Here is an 18,956-nt window from a genome sequence, read left to right as displayed (position 1 = left end):
GGCCGCATAGTATAAACAAATGCTTCCTAAAGCCCAATGACAAATATGCATAAATCGGCCTTATCTCGCGGAAATATCTATATTGGATTACCCATGTGGCAACATAGCTATTGGCCAAAGACGTGGTTTGCTAATTATCCCAAGTCAGATAATGGTTTGTCTGTGTATGCTAAGGAATGTAATACGGTTGAGGGTAATACTACGTTTTATTCTCTTCCTCACCAGGACGCTGTAACGAGATGGCGTGATTCAGTGCCCGAACACTTTCGGTTTGCTTTTAAATTCCACCAGAATATTACCCATGTACATCAGTTAAAACACTGTGACGAAGAGGTTGCTCAACAGCTTTCCTTGTTAAGCCCTTTGAAAGAAAAGCTAGGGGTAATGATGCTTCAACTGCCCGCTTCATTTGGGCCAGAAAAGCTGCCCGATTTAGATACGTTTTTAGCAGCACTGCCCCAAGAATTAAACGTCGCAGTGGAAGTACGGCATTTAGCCTTTTTCGCTAAGGGTGACGAGGAAAAGGCGCTTAATCAGCTTTTGATCAGCCGCGGTGCAAATAGAGTCATTATGGACACCCGAGCGCTCTTTACTGGGCCTGTGGATGCAGGAGGAACAAGTAGACGTGCCATGCTAGAAGACGTCAGAGAGAAAAAGCCCCGTGTACCTGTAAATGTTATCGCTACAGGTGATACACCTATTGTACGCTTTGTGGGCAATGACGTGGATGACGACAACAGGCGCTGCTTACTGCCATGGGTGAAAAAAGTGAAACAATGGCAAAATGAAGGTAAAGACGTATATTTCTTTTGCCATCGACCAGACAATAAAGACGCCCCTTGGTTAGCCCAGCAGTTTATTGATTTATACAACGAAAACGAAACCGTTCATCTGCTTAATAACCTTGCGATTAAGCATCAACCTGAGCAGGATGCGTTGTTCTAGCTAAGCATTTAAGGAACAAAGAAAAACGCATCACAAAAAGTGATGCGTTTTTCTTACTTTTTTGACTTGCCTATTTCTATCTGAAGTCAGCGGCATCAAGCTCGTGTTTTTTCATCAGCTTATGCATATCGGTGCGGTTTCTACCTGCAAGCTCTGCAGCACGTGTAACATTTCCATCTGTCATTTTTAACAGTTTATGCAGGTACTGCTGCTCAAAAGCATCGCGCGCTTCTGTGAGTGTTGGCCAACTTTGCTTGGTTGCAGACAGCGCTTGCTCAACAAGGTGAAGCGGAATTACCGGCGTTTGTGTTAACGCTACGCATTGCTCTACTACGTTAACTAACTGACGTACATTACCCGGCCAAGAAGAGGTAACGAGTTGCTGCATAGCGTCGTCAGAAAACTGGCTTACGTTCACACCATGGCGCTGCGCACTTTGCTGTAATAATGAGCGGGCTAATAGCGGAATATCTTCACTTCTCGACTTCAACGATGGAAGTTTGAGGTTTACCACATTGAGACGGTAGTAGAGATCTTCACGAAACGTTCCCTCTTCCATTTCTTTGTGCAAATCTTTATGGGTTGCCGAAATGATACGAACATCGATGTCCACATGCTTACTGCTTCCGACAGGGCGAATTTGGCGCTCCTGAAGCGCACGAAGTAACTTAACTTGAAGTGTCATTGGCATATCGCCAATTTCATCTAAAAATAGCGTGCCGCCGTCGGCCTCTCTGAACAATCCAGGATGCGCAGCAACCGCGCCCGTAAACGCGCCTTTTGCGTGACCAAATAACTCAGATTCAAGTAAGTTCTCGGGCAAGGCGCCACAGTTGATCGCAACAAAAGGTTTATCACTTCTGTTACTTGCTTTGTGAATGGCGTTAGCTAAAAGTTCTTTACCTGTTCCGCTTGCACCGCTGATTAGTATCGACACTTCGCGCTGGGCAATACGGTAGGCCTGATCTAATACGTTCAGCATTTCGGGGGAACGAGTAATAATATCTTTTGCCCAGTCTCCTGGTTGTGCCGCTTGTGACTGACTCAGCGCTTTTTGCAACAATGCTCTAAGCTCATCATGATCAACAGGTTTAGGAAGAAAACCAAATACACCGCGCTGGGTTGCCGCTACAGCATCTGCAATTGTGCCGTGAGCAGTCATAAGGATGACAGGAATATCTTTGCGAATACCCATGATTTCTTCAAATAGACTTAGGCCGTCTAAACCTGGCATGCGCAAATCGCTTAGCACAACATCGTAATTGTCGTTCTGCAGTTTTCTCAATGCTGACTGACCATCTTCTACTGCCGTCACAGTATAACCTTCGCCTTCCAAGCGTATAGTCAATAGTCTCAATAGGCTCTTGTCGTCATCTACCAACAATAAGTTTGGGTTAGTGCCGGCTTGCTCGCTCATTGTTGTGTACTCCTATTTTTGTCCATCAGTGTTGCTTCAATTTGCAACAGTTCTTCTAGTTTTTTTCTTAGCGTGTCCGTTTCGCTTTTAAGCGCTTCAAGTTGCTGCGCACGAGAGGTATTTTCTTTTTCCAATACAACAAGTGCAGACTCAAGTTCCATTTGTTGATTGTTCTGCGCACCTGCAACGGTGGATACAACCTGTTGAGCCAGTGGCGTAAACTCCCCAGCCACTTCATTCAAAGCCAGTTGAGCTCTTAGACGATCTTGATATGGCGTATCGTTTGGCAAGGTGTAGATATATGCAGTTAGCACATCAAATTCGGTTGTGCCTAGCGCTTTCACCGCCGCCTTTCGTTCACTCCAATTGGTACTTCCCGCCTCTAACCACAAATTTAACCAGTACGACGGGTCGCAATTGTGCTCAAATAATTCTGGTGCTTGATCATAAAAACAAAAATCTTGGGTAATTTTAGGTTTCGCGTTAACTGACGCTAACGGCGCAGCATCTTCTTTATTGCCCTTAAGCATTTGACATCCTGTCAATACCATCAGGGCGGCAACTAAGCCTACTGTTCTCATTGTTATATTTCCTGTTGAGGGATTGTCACTCTAAAGCAAACGTCAGCGTAGTCTACATCGACCACTTGCACTTCACCGTGCATTAAACGGGCACAATCTGCCACTATTGACAGCCCTAGTCCCGTACCAATGACGTTATCATTTCTTGGTTCGGTGCCACGGATGAAAGGCTCAAATAATGTTTTTACTGACTCAGGTGCAATTCGCTTACCGCGGTTTGCCACGTCGAGGATCACATTATCATTTGCATTGTAAATATGAATGTTAATTGGCCGTCCCACCGCGCCATGCGCAACTGCATTGGACACGAGATTATCTAATATGCGACGGAATAATTCCTCATCAATGGTTATCTCTGCTGGTTCAACGTTAAGATCGACCTCTCTATCTTGAATCGCGAGTGCGTAATCTTCTAAACAAGCGTCAGCTAAGACTTTGGGGTTACTTTTTACCATCTTAGGTTGCGCTTGCTGAAGAAGTAGATTGTAATCGAGTAGCTTTTCAACCAAGGTATTTAATCGTTGTGTACTAGCAGTTAGCAACGACAGCACCTCTCGTTGACTATTATTTAACTCACCCACAACGTTTTCAGACAGCAAACTACACCCCTCTTTGATACTCGCTAGGGGCGTTTTAAGCTCATGTGCAGCGTGTCGCAACAGCGCCGTTCGAATATGCTCTAGTTGTTGCAGCCTTTCGTACAGCCAGTGCAAGTCTTTTTCTACGTCGATTAACTCCTTTGGTGCTTGTCGCGACAACGGCGGCAATTGCCCATCGCTGTGAGCCACAATACGAATAATTTTCTTAAGATTATTGACCGGATTTACAATAAGCTGACTGCCTAGCAAAATGAGGAGCAAAGACACACTGACTAACATTGCAGTAGACCACGCTTGCTTTGCTTGCATAGCATTTAAGTCGTCTTGTTGAAGCTGAACGCGTTTACTTATCGCTGACTCGACATCAGCCCTCAACTGGTCAACGCTACTTGCCACAGACGCCAAATAAGCGTTTAGAAGTAATTGGTCTTCAATTGTCCGGTACTCAGCCAATTGACTAATTTGCTCTGAAAGCCGACGACAGCTTGGCGGCGCAGCCAGCGCCTGACACAAGTTATCAGCCGCGAGCGTAAATTGCTCTATCGCACTATCAGATAAGGTCGCCACCTGCTCGTTTCGCAGCACAGCAAATTGTCTGATACTGCGCTCTACGTCAACAACAGCATTATCAAGACGTTGCATATCACCGACAACATCTACAACGAAACGTGTTTCTAATGTGGTCATTTGACCCACTTTGGCAAGGTCACTCTGACTTTGCCACAACAGCGCAATTAACGGTATTAACGCCAAGACAAAACTACCTAGTGTTAATTGCCGTAGCGATCCCAGCTGAACCAAACGCTCGCCAAATGAAAACTTATGTATCAGAACCTTATCCTCTAATTGTTTGACGCCACACTAGCATTTCCAGGAGTGAGTTCGCTTTTAGCCATTTCAGACTCTGAGAGTTTGCCGTCCTCATTGTCATCAATAAGACCAAAATTACGCAACAACTCGGTGTGTCGCACCGCTTCTTTCAGCGAAATTAGTCCATCCTTATTGGTATCTAGTTTCTGCATCAAATTGGTCGCAGCCGATGCGTGCGCATCAGCCACTGATATTGCTTGTACTGCTGCTACTGCGCACAGTGCTAAAAAAACTTTTTCGAGACGTTTCATCATGAATCCTCCTCACATGCCCTCAAATCCTTTTGCTATACCCTTTCCATTACATTTCAGACTATATCCGATGGCTATGCCTTTAATTCTGACTATGCCAAATTTGGACCACATGTGAAAAATCCATTATTTTCAATGACATTTGAAATTTAACTATGCAGAGTCACTTTCAGCCAACAGAAGCATGTTGCAAAAAAGAAACACTTTTTTGCAACAGCGGTTACATTACGCTAAGAAAGAAACGATGTTAACTGTCGCGTGCAGTTAACTTGCTTTTGCTGCTGTATAATGGGAGGGCGACGCAATAAGGTCAGCAAGAGGAACAGGTTTACTAAACATAAAGCCTTGTACGCTGTCGCATCCGTGTAGCTTAAGATAATCCCATTGCTCTTGGTTCTCGATACCTTCTGCGCATACAGCAAGTGACAGTCGTTTAGCTAAATCGATGATAGCTCCTGTTACTAAGCGACTGCGCTCTGAGGTCTGAATTTCAGTAACAAACTGCCTATCAACTTTCAGTGTGTCGATATTGATTTGTGTGAGATAACTTAATGATGAATAACCCGTGCCAAAATCATCCAGTGCAATGGCACAGCCCATATTACCAATGCGCCTAAAGAACTTGTTGGAAAGTGCAAAATTTTCCAAATAGGCACTTTCTGTTACTTCAAACTCAAAATTCTCAGGGTTAATGTCGTAAAGGTTAAATGTATTGTAGATATAGTCAAACAACTGGGCATTGCGCAAATCATGTCCAGATAAATTGACAGATACTCTGAACGGATTAGACGCCCACTGCCTGATGTCTGGCATATCGATACAAACGCGCTTGATAACCCATTGCGTAATTGCAGTGATTTTCCCACCTTGCTCTGCAATAGGAATAAACTCATTGGGCATTACAAGACCAAATTCAGGGTGTACCCAGCGAATTAGAGCTTCAGCACCAATTACTCGCCCTTGGTTATTTACCTTAACTTGGTAGTAAACGATGAATTCATCATTTGCCAACCCTTGTTCAATACCGTTAGCTAAGTGCAGTTTACGCTTGTGTGATTCGACCATATCTGGGGTGAATAGTGTATAGCTTCCACGCCCTCGCGCTTTAGAGCGATACATAGCAAGATCAGCATTGCTCATCAATTCGCTTAAATCGTAGCTTGCATCAGATGCGGTTGCTATTCCAACACTTAACCCCACGGTTAACGAAAGGCCCCGTAGCTCGAAGGGTTCATCGAAAGAGGTGATCAGTCGCGACGCTAAGCTTTGAGCCGCTTCAGGTGACACGTCTCTATCTGGCAATACCAAGAACTCATCACCACCAAGTCGGGCAAATAAATCGCCATCGCGTAATAGACGCTGAACACGATCTGCAACCTCAATTAAAATAAGATCACCGGTTTCATGGCCCAATGAATCGTTTATCCCTTTAAAGCCGTCTAAGTCGAAAAACAGCAGCATAAGATCTTCATCGTTGCGCTTAGCCCGCGCTAATTCAAGACGAAGGTTATCAAGTACAAATTGACGATTGGGTAGCCCCGTCAAACTATCAAAGTTTGCTAACTGAGACATGGTCTCTTGCTGGTCAACCAATGTTTGCTTTTGCTCAAAATTGATCAATAGCTCCACTTCAATCGTGTCGAGAAGGCTATTGATATTTTTTGCGAGTCGGCCAATTTCATCATTGGAGTCATGAGAGCATCGCAACGCATAATCTTTGGATTCAAATACTTCCTGCGTGAATCGCTTAAGCGAAGTAAGCGGCGCAATTAAGTGGTAAAGGATGTAGGTACACATACATACACAAAGAAGCCAAAGCCCAAGAATGACAGGCAACTGCCCCAGAAAGCTACCATACCCACTGCTCGTTAATAGCTTTGTAGAGTCTGCATATATAACGATATGTCCAAGGGGGTATAAACTACTGCCGATTAACTGGTGTGATACCACAATATTATCGTGACTAGTGACACCAAAAGGCACATCTTCTGGTGTGGTAGGAATTGAACCATCTTCGAACGCCATAACCGCATCGGGGCTAACGCGGGCAATAACATTGTAATTGTTATCGTAAAGGGTCGCTGAAATAATATACTGGTATTCTCTTAGAGGATTGAATAGTTGAGAATACAATGCTTTGTCACCTGGGCTGCGTTCCATCACCACAGCGAGTTGCTGCGCTAAATTGTTGCTTAAGGCAATGGTGTTTTCCTGCATAACGGCTTTCACAGATGCATTTTGCTCTGCTCTGGTAACAACAACGATACATATGACCAATACCGACATAAATAACATTATTGCCAGGCCAATAGGCACTTTCAACGTCTTAAACACTTCCTCTTCCTTACCGCAATACTACAGTTTACCAACTTGCAGCCAATTTTAGCGACACCCATAGTAAGGGAGAGGAGTTAAAAATAAAATCCTTTTTTAAAAGGTGTCAGTCGCGCCCCTCAGAGACTTCTAGTTTTGTTTTAATGAATTGGCTGTGCGGGACGTAAAGTAAGTCGGCCACCTGACGGATCGTACTCTCTTCTAGCGGCGCCAGTGAATCATCTGCATAGGCAATTGCCCATAAGCTTCGTATTACATCTCTTTTCTCTTCAGCGTCACAGTGTGCATTCAGCACTTTGGTAAACTTAACAAGGTCAATGGCTTCTTCAGCCGTTTCTTCCCCTTTTTCAAGTAAAAGCGCCATTGCTTGCTCGTCAATATTCACATGACGGCGCATTTGTTTCTTATATTCTTCTTGTTCACTTTGTGTCACTTTGTTGTCAGCATTAACTATCTCAGAAAGTAACGCAGCTGTGGCTAACTCAACAGTGACCGATGACGCTTTTTTCGCTTGCGTATCCTCAAAAAGTTGTAAAAAAGCTTTTAGCATAAATCCCCACAATTTAAATTTCTGTATGTAGCATTAATATTTACGTAGATATCGGATTAATCGTTTAATCGCGCAAATTGCAGGTTAAAGTAGATTTGAGTTTGTAGTGTCTAATATGCAGTTAACTTTACTACCGTTGTTCTCGAACCACAGTTTTTCACATAAGGTATGAAGTAGTGCTAACCCACGACCATGAAATTCATCGTGATTAAATTGTTGCGAGCCTTCCCACTTAAACCCCTCGCCACTGTCTTCAACTGAGATAATAATATGATTGGCAGTGGGTTGAGATTCGATTCGTATTGTTATTGTTCCCTCTTCGAGCGCCTCTAGCGCAACTTCTCGGTTTTCATAGTAGGTTTGAAATCCATCGACGCCGGACTTTAGTTTCGAGTCAAGACACAAGATCCCGTGCTCAAGTGCATTATTAAACAGCTCTGATAACACCGTATACAATATTGAGCGTACCCGTTGTACACCTTCACCACTGCTTGCTAGCTGTAATACGCGCTGCAAAATATCTGGCTGTTTTAGATGCTCTGGCTTAAGTACTACTTCGTGTACCGATGGCAAACCAACATCTCCGGCATTAGATGAGATATTAATAGGTTTTGATGTAAACACGACAAGCGTGACGTCATCGTCAAAAACAGGCGCTGCTGCATGCTGTTGTACGCGCTTGTACAATGATTTTGCTAATACCTTTCCGTTATTCTTGGTTTCATCTCTTATGAGTGCAATGAGACCTTCTTCCATCAACATCTCATCGTTTTCGTTAGCATTCTCAATTAATCCGTCACTGTAAATAATGAGTTGTTCGCCTATGCCAAGTTGAACAATGTCATAATCAGTATTGAGTTCATGCTCTTCCAAAATTCCTAAAGCCATATGACGGGATGGAAACGAACGGAAGGCAAAATTAGAGCTTGAAGGAACGATCGCAGCAGGCATACCACCTTGCCATAAGCTTACTTTGTCACCTGCAGCGTTTATCTCACCGACAACCGCTGCCATGAACATATCACCAGGCAATATTTGCAAGAGGATTTTATTAAGCTCAGAAACTGTTTCTGCTATCGACACACCTTTTTGACTGTATTCATGAAATGCGCGAGTGACGGGTAATGCACCAATGGCTGACGCGAGGCCATGTCCCGTAAAATCAGCAACGAGAAAATAATCCCCCCACTTGGACTTGCTTCACATAGAAACAAGTCGCCATTGAATGTTTCCGCTGGCTGCAAATAACAATCAAAATGGGAAAGAACTTCAGGGTTATTGATAATAGCATGGCTAAAAATGTGCTCCACGATTGCGTGTTCTCGTGCAACACGCTGCTGGTACATTCTCAGGGTTTGATTTTGTTGTTCAATGTGTAGGCTTAATGCGCGGATCTTTAAATGAGCACGAATTTTAGCAACCAGAATATGCCTATCAAACGGCTTAGTAGCGAAATCGTTACCGCCCACTTCGAGACAACGCACCAAACTTTCTTTGTCTTCTAGCGCAGTGATGAACAAGATGGGTAGGTAACTACCGTCAGCCTTGCTGCGAATGAGGGGAGCTACATCAAAACCAGACATCCCCGGCATGACTACATCCAACAAGACTAAGTCAGGTGTCTCTTGTTCGAACAAACGCAACGCTTCCTCGCCGCTTTCAGCCACTACGCAATCTGTATAACCGGCGTTATGCAACATATTGGCGAGAAGTGCTCGGTTGATGGTTTCATCATCGACAATCAAGATCTTCATGCGCGCCCTTCTTATTCTTGAATTGGACTACCGAATTTCAAACTTTTTATCAAACCGGGATATTTTAAGAATTTTCTCCACTTGAGGGCGGGCATTATCGATACTGTAAGTAAGTTTGCGCTCAGAAAGCGCCTTTTGCATGTTTAGCAGCATCCCCAACGCAGAGCTATCCATATACTCAGTGCGCGACAGATCTATTGAAATATGTTCAACACTTGTATCAAGACCCGCATATGCATTGCGAAAATCCTCTACTCTGCTGAAATCGAATTTAGCGCCGACATCTATCGTTAACTCTTTCCCTTGGTTCTTGTAATTCGCCGTAATATCCATTTTGTCTCCTGTAAAATTATGAGCACAATACATCGTCTCATGCTTTCTGTTTTGCTATTCTTTATAGTAGCCGAACTTTTTTACAACGCCATCGATAAAAGTTTATTCTTTACTTAGTGTTAATTATTGAAAAGCAGTGTCGATAAGGCAAAGCAATAATTTGAGGTATCCATGCAAGATTGGCAAGAAGCCCTTTTGGTATATAGTACAGATGGCGGAAAAATTAAGCCCGAAGCCAAAGAAGCCGCGCGCTCTGTATCGTCAGATGGTATTGTGCGAATTCATCGTGAAACAAAAGGCCGTAAAGGCAAAGGCGTTTCGCTAATAAAAGGACTAGACTTAGCTCCAGAAGCGTTAAAAAAACTGGGCTCTGAGCTAAAAAAGAAGTGTGGATGTGGTGGCGCTGTAAAAGATGGCGTGATTGAAGTACAGACTGACGATAGAGAAAAACTTCGTTCGCTGCTTACTGACAAAGGCTACAAGGTAAAGCTTGCTGGAGGTTAATATTTATAACCTCTGACATTTTCATAAACAAATACAAAAAGAGTCTGAAATGGAAAAGCTGTCAATTTCTGATTTACATATTATTTTAGTTGAACCTTCTGATACCCAAAGGAAGATCATAACTACCCTACTACTTAAAGAGAACGTTAAGGAAATTGACCCCGTCAGTACCCTTGCTGAAGCGCGCTCTGCAGTGAAGGCACATGGTGCTGATTTGATTGTCAGCGCCATGTACTATGAAGATGGCACTGCTATTGAATTACTTAAATTCATTAAAGAAGATGATGAATTTAAGACTATTCCTTTCATGTTGGTTTCAAGTGAAAACCGCCTGAGTAAACTTGAAGAGTTTAAACAAGCCGGTGTAGCAGCAATACTACCTAAGCCGTTTGAACCTTTACATTTGTCTAGAGCGCTGAATGCCAGCCTTGACCTTATCAATCACGATGAGCTCGATTTAGAATTGTTCGATGTGCAAGAAGTAAGGGTACTCCTTGTTGATGACAGCAAATTGGCGCGTAACCACATCAGACGTGTACTTGAAGGAATGGGTCTTAAAAAGATTAGAGAAGCCGAAAACGGCGCAATGGCATTAACCTTTATTAAGGATGAGCCTTTTGACTTAGTAGTGACTGACTACAACATGCCTGAAATGGATGGCCGTGAGCTTTCAGAGTTCATCAGATTTAACCCTGAAACCACCCATATTCCTATCATTATGGTAACGTCTGAGTCGGCAGAAAGTGCACACATGGCCAATATTCAACAAACGGGCGTTAACGCATTGTGTGATAAACCGTTTGAACCTACTGAGGTTAGACAGATGCTGTCAGCCTTGCTAGGCAACTAAAGGAATAGCGGGTTAGTTAGCACGGCGTGACGTGCTATAGAAAAGGCAGCTTTTAGGCTGCCTTTTTTGGTTATATTAAATTTACAGCACTATCAAGTGCTGATAAAAAAAAGACTCTCTCGATTTGTAAAAATGGGTTGACACTATCAGCTGTTCAACATACATTCGTAGCCATGAAACAAAATACACAGTATGCAGCTATTTTCTTTTTTGCGTTTACATCCTTTCACTAGGGAGGCGCAGTTGCATGCTAAAAAACCTCCCAACCGGGAGGTTTTTTTTTAGCTTAAAACACTACGGGAATAACATGTCAGATAACGCATTAGATACTGTAAGAGAACGCATTACCGCGCTCGACAGTGAATTACTTACGCTACTTTCCGAGCGCCGAAAGCTCACTAATGAAGTGGCTGAAACAAAAATAAAACACCACATTCCTGTTAGAGACCAAAAACGCGAAGAGCAATTGCTAGTTCGCTTAATTAAAGAAGGGCAAAGCATTGGCCTTGACCCACACTACGTGACGCAAATTTTTCATGTCATCATTGAAGATTCTGTATTAAATCAACAGGCCATGCTAGCAGAACGCGCCAACCCTGGAAGTACACTGCCATTAAATCGTGTAGCGTTTCTTGGTGATAAGGGTTCATATTCGTACCTTGCAACACAAAAGTACTTTTCGCGTCGCCCCGGAGAATTACTTGAAATTGGTTGCCAGAGCTTTGCCGAAATTATCCATAAGGTAGAAAATACCGAAGCTGATTACGCAGTTTTACCCATTGAGAACACTACCTCTGGCAGCATTAATGAGGTTTACGACCAATTACAGCATACGCAGTTAAGTATAATTGGCGAACTCACCCACCCTATCAGACATACACTGCTAGTCGGGACAAACACTAGCATCGATAAAATTAAAACGCTTTACGCCCACCCACAGGTGTTTACCCAGTGCAGTCACTTCCTAGCTGAACTTGGTAATGTGGAAGTGAAAACGATGGATAGCACGTCCTCAGCAATGCTTACAGTAAGCGAGCTTCAACGAGACGATGTAGCCGCTATAGGTAGTGAAGCCGGTGGTAATCTTTATGGCCTTATGGCAATAAAGAGTAACCTCGCTAATCAAAAAGAGAACCATAGTAGGTTTATCGTTGTTGCAAGAAATCCAGTAGTAGTGCCGCTACAAGTTCCAGCAAAGACAACGCTTGTTATGTCCACGGTTCAGAAGCCCGGCGCATTAGTAGAAGCCCTTATGGTACTTAAAGACAACAGTATCAATATGACCAAGCTAGAGTCTCGCCCGATTCCAGGCAACCCATGGGAAGAAATGTTCTATATTGATGTTGAAGGTAATGTAGAAGATGGTCCAGTACAAAAAGCGCTCGACGCATTGCGTAGTATTACTCGCTATATCAAGGTATTAGGCTGCTACCCAAGCGAAGAAATTAGTCCAACAAAAGTTGCTGCGGCAAGTGCGCTTACGCAATAACTAAGTGCCTCTGAGTGTTATCGCTGCTGAACAGCCCTATAGTCAATACTTGGGCTGTTCAGAAATACATTTACACCACAAACTATGACCTAGCGCAAAGTTTTGCCAGTTGTCATCGTAGTAAACTACAGTCGGAAAGTGTTTTATCGATAAGTAGGGTGTAAGTTGTTATGCAGGCATTTTGGCAGTTATACGATGTTTTAGAACGAACGTTCTTCTACACACTCACACGAAAAATAGTGGGTAACATAACGTTTTTGTTTCTTTTTCAAGTTGCTAATTTCTATCTATTCTATCAAGTTGCATCAGCCCCCTTTGATGAACGTTCCTCCCTTTTTTCTGCCATGATCACATTATCCGTGCTTGGGGCCTTTAGCTTTGCTTTTACTATTTTTTATTTGCATTACCTCATCGTACGACCAGTAAACGCGCTACTTAATACGCTAAACGACATAAATCATACTCAGGGTAATTTAGCAACGCGTTTACCTGCTTTTACAAGGGATGAATTTAGAGATGTCTCTCAAGCTTATAATTTATTCGCTGATAATCTCAGCCAATTGATCAAATCCATTAATCAAGATGCCGAAAAAGCATCCACGGCAAACGCGGTTATGGTCACTGCCATTGAAGAAGTGAGTCAGCAAGCCTGCACACAAAAGTCGCTCAGTCATGTTATTAGTACATCGACACATACGGTCAGTGAAAGCATCGACGATATTGTAAGCGCTGCAGATCAGGTGAGTACGACTAACACTATTAACCTTACTAGCGCCAAAGATGCGAATAACAACCTGTTATTGTCGCATCAACAAATTGAAAAAATAACGACCCTGCTGCAACAGTTTTCAACGACGGTCTCAGGGCTTCAAGACAACGCAGATAATGTGCGGAATATTCTCAAAATGGTGGAAGAGTTTGCCGACCAAACAAACTTGCTTGCACTTAACGCCGCGATAGAGGCAGCAAGGGCCGGTGACGCCGGAAGAGGGTTTGCTGTGGTCGCGGATGAAGTACGTACACTTTCAGCTAAAGTAGCTGATGCCACCCAGAAGATTAGTCACTTCCTAAACGATATGGAAACGTTAGTGGGAGAAACCCAAGAAGAATCAACAATGCTTATCAGCGCATCTGATTCGATGAAAGTTAACATTGACGCAACCATTACGCTGTTTGACAAAATGATGAAAGACTTTGAGCAAAATATTGACGCGTTCAAAGTCATATTGTCATCAGTGAGCACACTGCAACAACAACATGAGCAAGCCACAGATAACGTAGAACATATAACACAGTTAAGTGACAATATTCAGGCCCAAATGGTCGTTACAAACCGTGAAGCCCAGCAAGCACAAACTCTTGCACTTGCCACTCAGAAAGGATTAAAGCAGTTTACAAACTAGTTGAAGACGCGCGCTTTAAACGCGCAGTCTTGCTAGCTTACTTATCGCGAAGAAGCTGACCATCGTCAGCTTTCAAAAGCATTTGCTTGCTGTCGACAAGACACTTTTTAGCATAGTCGCCAAACCACGCCCCTACTCGCATAAACTGCTCTACAAACCCTTTTTTATCGCCCTTTTCCAGTAATGTAAGCGCCAACCCAAATCGTTCGTAAAAACGACGTAGTAGCGCAAAGTTGTCTGGGTTATTGAAAATAATGTCTGCATACAGTTGGGGAGACTGCGCAAAGAGACGCCCTACCATAGCGAGTTCAAGGCGATAAATGGGTGAACTAAACATGGTAAGCGACTCAAGGTTAGGGTTTTCCCCTTTCAAGTGTTGTCCGTACACAAAGGTGTTGAAATGTCGCATTACCTGAATATAGGCCATGGCTTGATCATGCTCATTGGCACTAGAGTCGTGAATAGTTGCCCCCCAAATTCGCATTTGCTCAATAAGCCATGCATATTTATCACTGTCCCGACCGTCGCAGACTACGACAACCTGCTTTATCATCCCAGGGGCATCAGGCCCAAACATCGGGTGGAGACCAACAACCGGACCTGAGTGTACGGCCAACATCGCGTCAAGCGGTTTAGCCTTTATACTCGTGATGTCGGCAAGCACACACGTTTCGGGTAGCATGGTAAGCTTGCCAATTACCGATTCGGTTAAATTGATAGGAACTGCAACTACGACCAAAGATGCTGAGCTTAATATCGAGTGAGCACGGCCGCTATCCCAGTCATCTTTTTCAACCACCGAAACCGTATAATTACTTCGCTCAAACAAGCTAACGAATACACGCCCTAATGCGCCTGCGCCACCAATGACAACCACATTATCGAGATCTGGCTTTACACAGCGGTAGTTGTTGTTTTGGGTGTGGTAGGATTCACGCATTACACGGCGCAGTAGATCTTCGGTTAGGTCGGGAGACACACCAAGCGCTTCGGCCTGCGCTCGCCGAGAAGCAATAAGGGCTTTTTCACGTTCAGGAACATAAACAGGCATACCTGCCTGTGCCTTAATCTGCCCTACTTGGGTGGTAATTTTATTGCGTTTTGCAAGTAGCTCGACGAGCTGTGTATCCAGCTCGTCAATACCTTCACGCAGCGCAGAAAGTTGCTGCGAAAAATCGGCCATATTGCTTATTCCTTGAATCAAATGGCACGGATACGTCGGCTTAAGCCACCGTGCGCTTATTTTGACGTAAGGGTAACACAGTTATTAATTTATCTCTGGTTTGAGCAATCAAGTTTTCTGTGCTTTCCCAGTCAATACAACCGTCTGTTATGGAAACCCCGTATTCAAGTTCTTCAGGCTTTTTCCCATCGGCCTTCTGATTACCAGGGTTTAAGTGACTCTCTAGCATGATGCCAATAATAGATTGATTACCTTCGAGTATTTGATTTACTACATTCTGAGCAACCAATGGCTGGCGGCGATAATCTTTTGCCGAATTTGCGTGACTGCAGTCGACGACTAGTCCAGCAGTAAGGCCTGCGCCTTCTAATTCCAACTCGCATTCAGAGACACACACAGAATCATAATTTGGCTGTTTTCCACCACGTAAAATGATGTGTCCATCAGGGTTACCGCTTGTACCTATGATGCTCACTTGCCCCTGTTTGTTAATGCCCATAAAACGATGCCCTGATGCAGCAGACTTAAGTGCATTTATGGCTATATCTAAACTACCGTCAGTCCCGTTTTTGAAACCAACAGGCATTGAAAGTCCACTGGCCATTTCACGGTGCGTTTGTGACTCAGAGGTACGAGCACCAATAGCTGCCCAACTAAATAGTTCAGCAAGGTACTGAGGACTTATAGGATCCAGCGCTTCAGTGGCTACAGGAAGCTCTAACTCAGCTAACCAAATAAGTAGTTCACGCGCTTTGCGTAGACCCGTTTCGATATCAAAACTACCGTCAATATGCGGATCGTTAATCAGCCCTTTCCAACCCGTTGTCGTGCGCGGTTTTTCAAAATACACTCGCATTACAATAAATAAGGTATCTTTGCATGACTCATGCAGCTCTTTCAGTTTTAGCGCATACTCTTTCGCTGCTTCAACATCGTGGATAGAACAAGGCCCACACACTACAAGCATTCTGTGATCTCGACGGTGAATAATGTCTGACACGATTTTGCGTGAGGCAGAAATTGCTTCTAGGGCTTTATCTGATACCGGTAGTTCGGCGCTTAACGCTTCTGGAGTAATAAGTACGTCTTCTGTACTTACGTGAACATTGTTGACTGTGTCCTTAATCATGGGGGCTCTCTTAACTTTGAAACCTAAAAAATAAAACGTTAAAAGAGTATGCAACCTGCATGTAAACTTTATTGTACAACCAGCTTTTTCTATATTTCTTTAACGTCATTGACTTTTTAACAACTCACGAATGACAACGCAAGCATTACCGAATAATACTTTAATCTAGTCTAGAATCTTAGGGAATCAACGTGATTATTTGTCAACCAAACAATCACCAGGTCGCTTTTTAATCAGTAGTGAAATAATAATGCGAATGTACGCTAACTTACTGCGTATGAAAAATGCGATTAATGATAATAACCACAGTTAATTTCTATAAATCGCTAATATGTAGGAAAATAAGGGAAAATAAGAAAATAAGAGCATTATTATGGATTTAGTCAATATAACCTATCACGGTGATGTCGCCCTACTTACCATGGAAAATGGTGAAAACCGTCACAACCCAAACTTTGCTGAAGCAATGCTTGCCGCGCTTAGTAGCGTTTTAGAAAACCCGGACTGCAAAGCGTTGGTGTTAACTTCAAATGACGAAAAGTGTTTTAGTTTGGGGATCGACACAGAGTGGTTGATGCCAGCAATGAAGGCTCAACAATTTAGTGATATCAAGCAGTTCATGTACAACATGGATGAGGTTTTTAAGACACTGCTATTATTCCCCTTGCCTGTTATAGCAGCAATAAACGGCCATGCTTTTGGTAACGGCGCTATTTTAGCGTGTGCATGTGATTTTAGGTTTATGCGCTCAGACAAAGGCTTTTTCTGTTTTCCTGAGGTCGATTTATCTATACCGTTTTTGCCCGGAATGATTGAATTCGTGAAAAAAGCGTTGCCCTACCATCGGTTCAACGAGATGAAACTATCAGGAAGACGTGTATCTGGAAGAGAGCTTGAACAAGATCATGTGGTTGAGAAAGCCTACGATACACACGCTATGCTGATGGAAGGTGCGTTGAATTATGCAAAAACCTTTGACAAGAAACGTGGCATATTCGGGGAACATAAAAGGCGGTTACACAAACACATCATCGAGACTATCGAGAGAGAAAATAAGCCGCTTATTGAAGCACTTTCGCTCGTAATCCAATAAACGTCGACAACAACTTAGCACATTGTCATTTACAGTGAGAAGTAGAAGTTCTTCTCACTGTATTTCAGGGTTCCCCCCATCTATTTCGATAAAATCAACGCCATATCGACGTAGCATAGTGCGCCATTCTGGTGTATTAAGCTCACTCTGTAATCGCTGATTAAGATGAGATTCTGTGCGACTTAAATGACGAGGCACTAACATGTGCCTAAAATATTCCTCATGAGGTACTTTGGAAATGTGAATACTTTTTATGTAGTCATTTTTATCGTACAGATAGGCCAGCGTGCTTTTGCTAACAACACCGAAGTTGACCCTCTGGTGTTCAATCATATCAATGATTTGTTCTTCTGACTCAGTGTCAAATCGCTTTAACTGACCATCTTCAATAGCGTTGTTAAGACCGACGTAAAAAAGCCCTCGAACACCGGCCATTGCCTTGTCAGACAATTCATCAACTTGGAATTCGAATGGCGTATCGGCATTCGAAACAATTTCGTCCTTATCTTCAATAAAGGGAATTGACCATAAGTATTTCGTTTTATCACCATCGGAAAACCAATGTGGGCTTACGCCAATTACGACGCCTTGAAGATCATTATTCTCTAGCAATTTATTAATTCTTTTTCTTGGCATATAGGCCAATTGGTATTCAACCGTTTCATCGCTTAGCAAAGATAACATATCGTAATAGAGTCCAGAATTGACGGCTTCATCGATGATAAAAGGGGGTTTGAGGTGATATGAATAGACGGTTACAACACTCGGGCTCCGTTCTCTTTCATTGGCAAAAAGCGAAGCGCTTGCGAAGAAGAGCAGTATGACTATCGCCGTTCTTAACACCAATGTTAAGCGTGAGGATATAACAGCGTCTGCGTGAGTAGTGCAATTACCAACAAAGGACAATTTAGCCAATCTTTTCATCGCCTTAAGGGAGCGGGTTATATTAGATTAAACCATATAACAAAAATTTAACTAGTATGACCTCTTTTCTAAAGCTGTAATTCGACCGTGATTTAAAGTAAACGAAAAGCGCGTTTTTTGTGTGTGCGTTTATGAAAGAGGTCTATATTCCAGTTCCAATAAACTGAACCTAATCGTAAAAAGACGGTTACGATAAGTGCGCCTAAGATACACCAAAAGTAAGCAATATCCATCGCAAACAGCGCGGCATACGTTAACCCACCAGCCAAGCAAGTACTTGCATACAAATCACTTTTCATAACCAGCGGGACCTCTCGACATATAACATCACGCATGAGTCCACCAAAAATACCTGTAACTACTCCCATTGTGAGTGCTACAAGCATGCCTGTACCTTCAATAAGCGCCTTTTCAATTCCTACAATATTGAAAATAGCCAGGCCAATTGCATCCATTACAATGAAAAAGAAGTTTGCGGGGGAAGGCATATAACGCACAAATAAAATAGTGACTAAAATCGCGGTGTAAGTTGCAAAAAGATAGTCTGAGACCTCAACCCAAAAAATCGGTTTGCCTAACATAAGGTCGCGGATAGTCCCTCCACCAATTGCAGTGATCGCACCTACTACAACAATGCCAAAGCCATTAATTTGTTTTTGATGTCCCATTAACGCACCTGATACAGCGAAGAATGCTACACCAACAATATTGAGAAATAAAAAGTAGTCCGAGCTCATATCTAATTAG

20 protein-coding genes are annotated in these 18,956 nt (G+C 43.1%); 7 read left to right on the top strand and 13 right to left on the bottom strand.

The annotated features are described in order from the left end of the window. Positions 1 to 45 precede the first annotated feature (45 nt). A complete protein-coding gene (locus tag JN178_RS06295) occupies positions 46 to 945 on the top strand; it encodes a DUF72 domain-containing protein (RefSeq protein WP_232369709.1) in 900 nt (299 codons plus the stop codon). Between the two features lie 76 nt (positions 946 to 1,021). Here the strand turns inward: JN178_RS06295 and JN178_RS06290 are convergent, their stop codons facing one another. The 3 genes from JN178_RS06290 to JN178_RS06280 are packed head-to-tail and all read right to left on the bottom strand — an operon-like array spanning position 1,022 to position 4,229. Next, positions 1,022 to 2,362 carry a sigma 54-interacting transcriptional regulator gene (locus tag JN178_RS06290; RefSeq protein WP_202264535.1) on the bottom strand — a complete coding sequence of 447 codons (1,341 nt, stop codon included), beginning with the start codon at positions 2,360 to 2,362 and terminating at the stop codon, positions 1,022 to 1,024. Next, a complete protein-coding gene (locus tag JN178_RS06285; protein ID WP_202264533.1) occupies positions 2,359 to 2,943 on the bottom strand; it encodes a hypothetical protein in 585 nt (194 codons plus the stop codon). The genes JN178_RS06290 and JN178_RS06285 overlap by 4 nt, the downstream gene beginning before the upstream one ends. Positions 2,944 to 2,945: 2 nt before the next feature. Further along, positions 2,946 to 4,229 carry a sensor histidine kinase gene (locus JN178_RS06280; protein WP_226432768.1) on the bottom strand — a complete coding sequence of 428 codons (1,284 nt, stop codon included), beginning with the start codon at positions 4,227 to 4,229 and terminating at the stop codon, positions 2,946 to 2,948. Between JN178_RS06280 and JN178_RS20145 the strand changes: the two genes are divergently transcribed. Further along, a complete protein-coding gene (locus JN178_RS20145; protein ID WP_232369708.1) occupies positions 4,220 to 4,396 on the top strand; it encodes a hypothetical protein in 177 nt (58 codons plus the stop codon). The genes JN178_RS06280 and JN178_RS20145 overlap by 10 nt on opposite strands. Here JN178_RS20145 and JN178_RS06275 read toward each other — a convergent pair. The 6 genes from JN178_RS06275 to JN178_RS06255 all read right to left on the bottom strand — a co-directional run bounded on the left by JN178_RS06275 (position 4,385) and on the right by JN178_RS06255 (position 9,634). Continuing rightward, a complete protein-coding gene (locus tag JN178_RS06275) occupies positions 4,385 to 4,666 on the bottom strand; it encodes an EF-hand domain-containing protein (protein WP_201283703.1) in 282 nt (93 codons plus the stop codon). The two genes, JN178_RS20145 and JN178_RS06275, sit on opposite strands and share 12 nt — an antisense overlap. A gap of 261 nt (positions 4,667 to 4,927) precedes the next feature. Continuing rightward, entirely contained in the window at positions 4,928 to 6,997 is a 2,070-nt protein-coding gene (locus tag JN178_RS06270) for a bifunctional diguanylate cyclase/phosphodiesterase (RefSeq protein WP_202264529.1), read from the bottom strand. Between the two features lie 106 nt (positions 6,998 to 7,103). Next, positions 7,104 to 7,547 (bottom strand): tellurite resistance TerB family protein, encoded by a 444-nt coding sequence (locus JN178_RS06265; RefSeq protein WP_159623089.1) that lies wholly within the window; start codon positions 7,545 to 7,547, stop codon positions 7,104 to 7,106. An 84-nt stretch (positions 7,548 to 7,631) separates the two neighbouring features. After that, positions 7,632 to 8,681, bottom strand: a complete 1,050-nt coding sequence (locus tag JN178_RS20140) for an ATP-binding SpoIIE family protein phosphatase (RefSeq protein ID WP_232369764.1) — start codon at positions 8,679 to 8,681, stop codon at positions 7,632 to 7,634. Continuing rightward, a complete protein-coding gene (locus JN178_RS20135; RefSeq protein WP_232369707.1) occupies positions 8,621 to 9,301 on the bottom strand; it encodes a response regulator in 681 nt (226 codons plus the stop codon). The genes JN178_RS20140 and JN178_RS20135 overlap by 61 nt, the downstream gene beginning before the upstream one ends. A gap of 27 nt (positions 9,302 to 9,328) precedes the next feature. After that, entirely contained in the window at positions 9,329 to 9,634 is a 306-nt protein-coding gene (locus tag JN178_RS06255) for an STAS domain-containing protein (protein WP_202264527.1), read from the bottom strand. A gap of 171 nt (positions 9,635 to 9,805) precedes the next feature. Between JN178_RS06255 and yciH the strand changes: the two genes are divergently transcribed. The 4 genes from yciH to JN178_RS06235 all read left to right on the top strand — a co-directional run bounded on the left by yciH (position 9,806) and on the right by JN178_RS06235 (position 13,880). Next, entirely contained in the window at positions 9,806 to 10,138 is a 333-nt protein-coding gene (gene yciH / locus JN178_RS06250; protein WP_202264525.1) for a stress response translation initiation inhibitor YciH, read from the top strand. A 49-nt stretch (positions 10,139 to 10,187) separates the two neighbouring features. Beyond that, positions 10,188 to 10,988 (top strand): response regulator, encoded by an 801-nt coding sequence (locus JN178_RS06245; protein ID WP_159623097.1) that lies wholly within the window; start codon positions 10,188 to 10,190, stop codon positions 10,986 to 10,988. Between the two features lie 247 nt (positions 10,989 to 11,235). Then, a complete protein-coding gene (gene pheA, locus JN178_RS06240) occupies positions 11,236 to 12,477 on the top strand; it encodes a prephenate dehydratase (protein ID WP_413228882.1) in 1,242 nt (413 codons plus the stop codon). A gap of 170 nt (positions 12,478 to 12,647) precedes the next feature. Next, positions 12,648 to 13,880: a methyl-accepting chemotaxis protein gene (locus JN178_RS06235; RefSeq protein WP_202264521.1), complete on the top strand. Its 1,233-nt coding sequence runs from the start codon at positions 12,648 to 12,650 to the stop codon at positions 13,878 to 13,880. A 37-nt stretch (positions 13,881 to 13,917) separates the two neighbouring features. On the opposite strand, the gene tyrA is transcribed toward JN178_RS06235, so the two are convergent. Then, a complete protein-coding gene (gene tyrA / locus JN178_RS06230; RefSeq protein ID WP_202264518.1) occupies positions 13,918 to 15,063 on the bottom strand; it encodes a bifunctional chorismate mutase/prephenate dehydrogenase in 1,146 nt (381 codons plus the stop codon). Positions 15,064 to 15,103: 40 nt separating this feature from the next. Then, positions 15,104 to 16,192 (bottom strand): 3-deoxy-7-phosphoheptulonate synthase, encoded by a 1,089-nt coding sequence (locus tag JN178_RS06225; protein ID WP_159623105.1) that lies wholly within the window; start codon positions 16,190 to 16,192, stop codon positions 15,104 to 15,106. 373 nt (positions 16,193 to 16,565) lie between these two features. Here JN178_RS06225 and JN178_RS06220 point away from each other — a divergent pair, with 373 nt between their 5' ends. Then, positions 16,566 to 17,285 carry an enoyl-CoA hydratase/isomerase family protein gene (locus JN178_RS06220; protein ID WP_202264508.1) on the top strand — a complete coding sequence of 240 codons (720 nt, stop codon included), beginning with the start codon at positions 16,566 to 16,568 and terminating at the stop codon, positions 17,283 to 17,285. Positions 17,286 to 17,339: 54 nt separating this feature from the next. Here the strand turns inward: JN178_RS06220 and JN178_RS06215 are convergent, their stop codons facing one another. Next, the gene (locus tag JN178_RS06215) at positions 17,340 to 18,200 is read right to left on the bottom strand and encodes a hypothetical protein (RefSeq protein ID WP_202264506.1); all 861 of its coding nucleotides are present in this window, start codon (positions 18,198 to 18,200) and stop codon (positions 17,340 to 17,342) included. Between the two features lie 101 nt (positions 18,201 to 18,301). Further along, positions 18,302 to 18,946 carry a trimeric intracellular cation channel family protein gene (locus JN178_RS06210; protein ID WP_202264504.1) on the bottom strand — a complete coding sequence of 215 codons (645 nt, stop codon included), beginning with the start codon at positions 18,944 to 18,946 and terminating at the stop codon, positions 18,302 to 18,304. Positions 18,947 to 18,956: the final 10 nt, after the last annotated feature.

This window comes from Alteromonas sp. KC3 (assembly GCF_016756315.1).
Taxonomy (GTDB): domain Bacteria; phylum Pseudomonadota; class Gammaproteobacteria; order Enterobacterales; family Alteromonadaceae; genus Alteromonas.
Note: the sequence above shows the minus strand (reverse complement) of the source record. Positions and strands in the feature narration are given on the sequence as shown.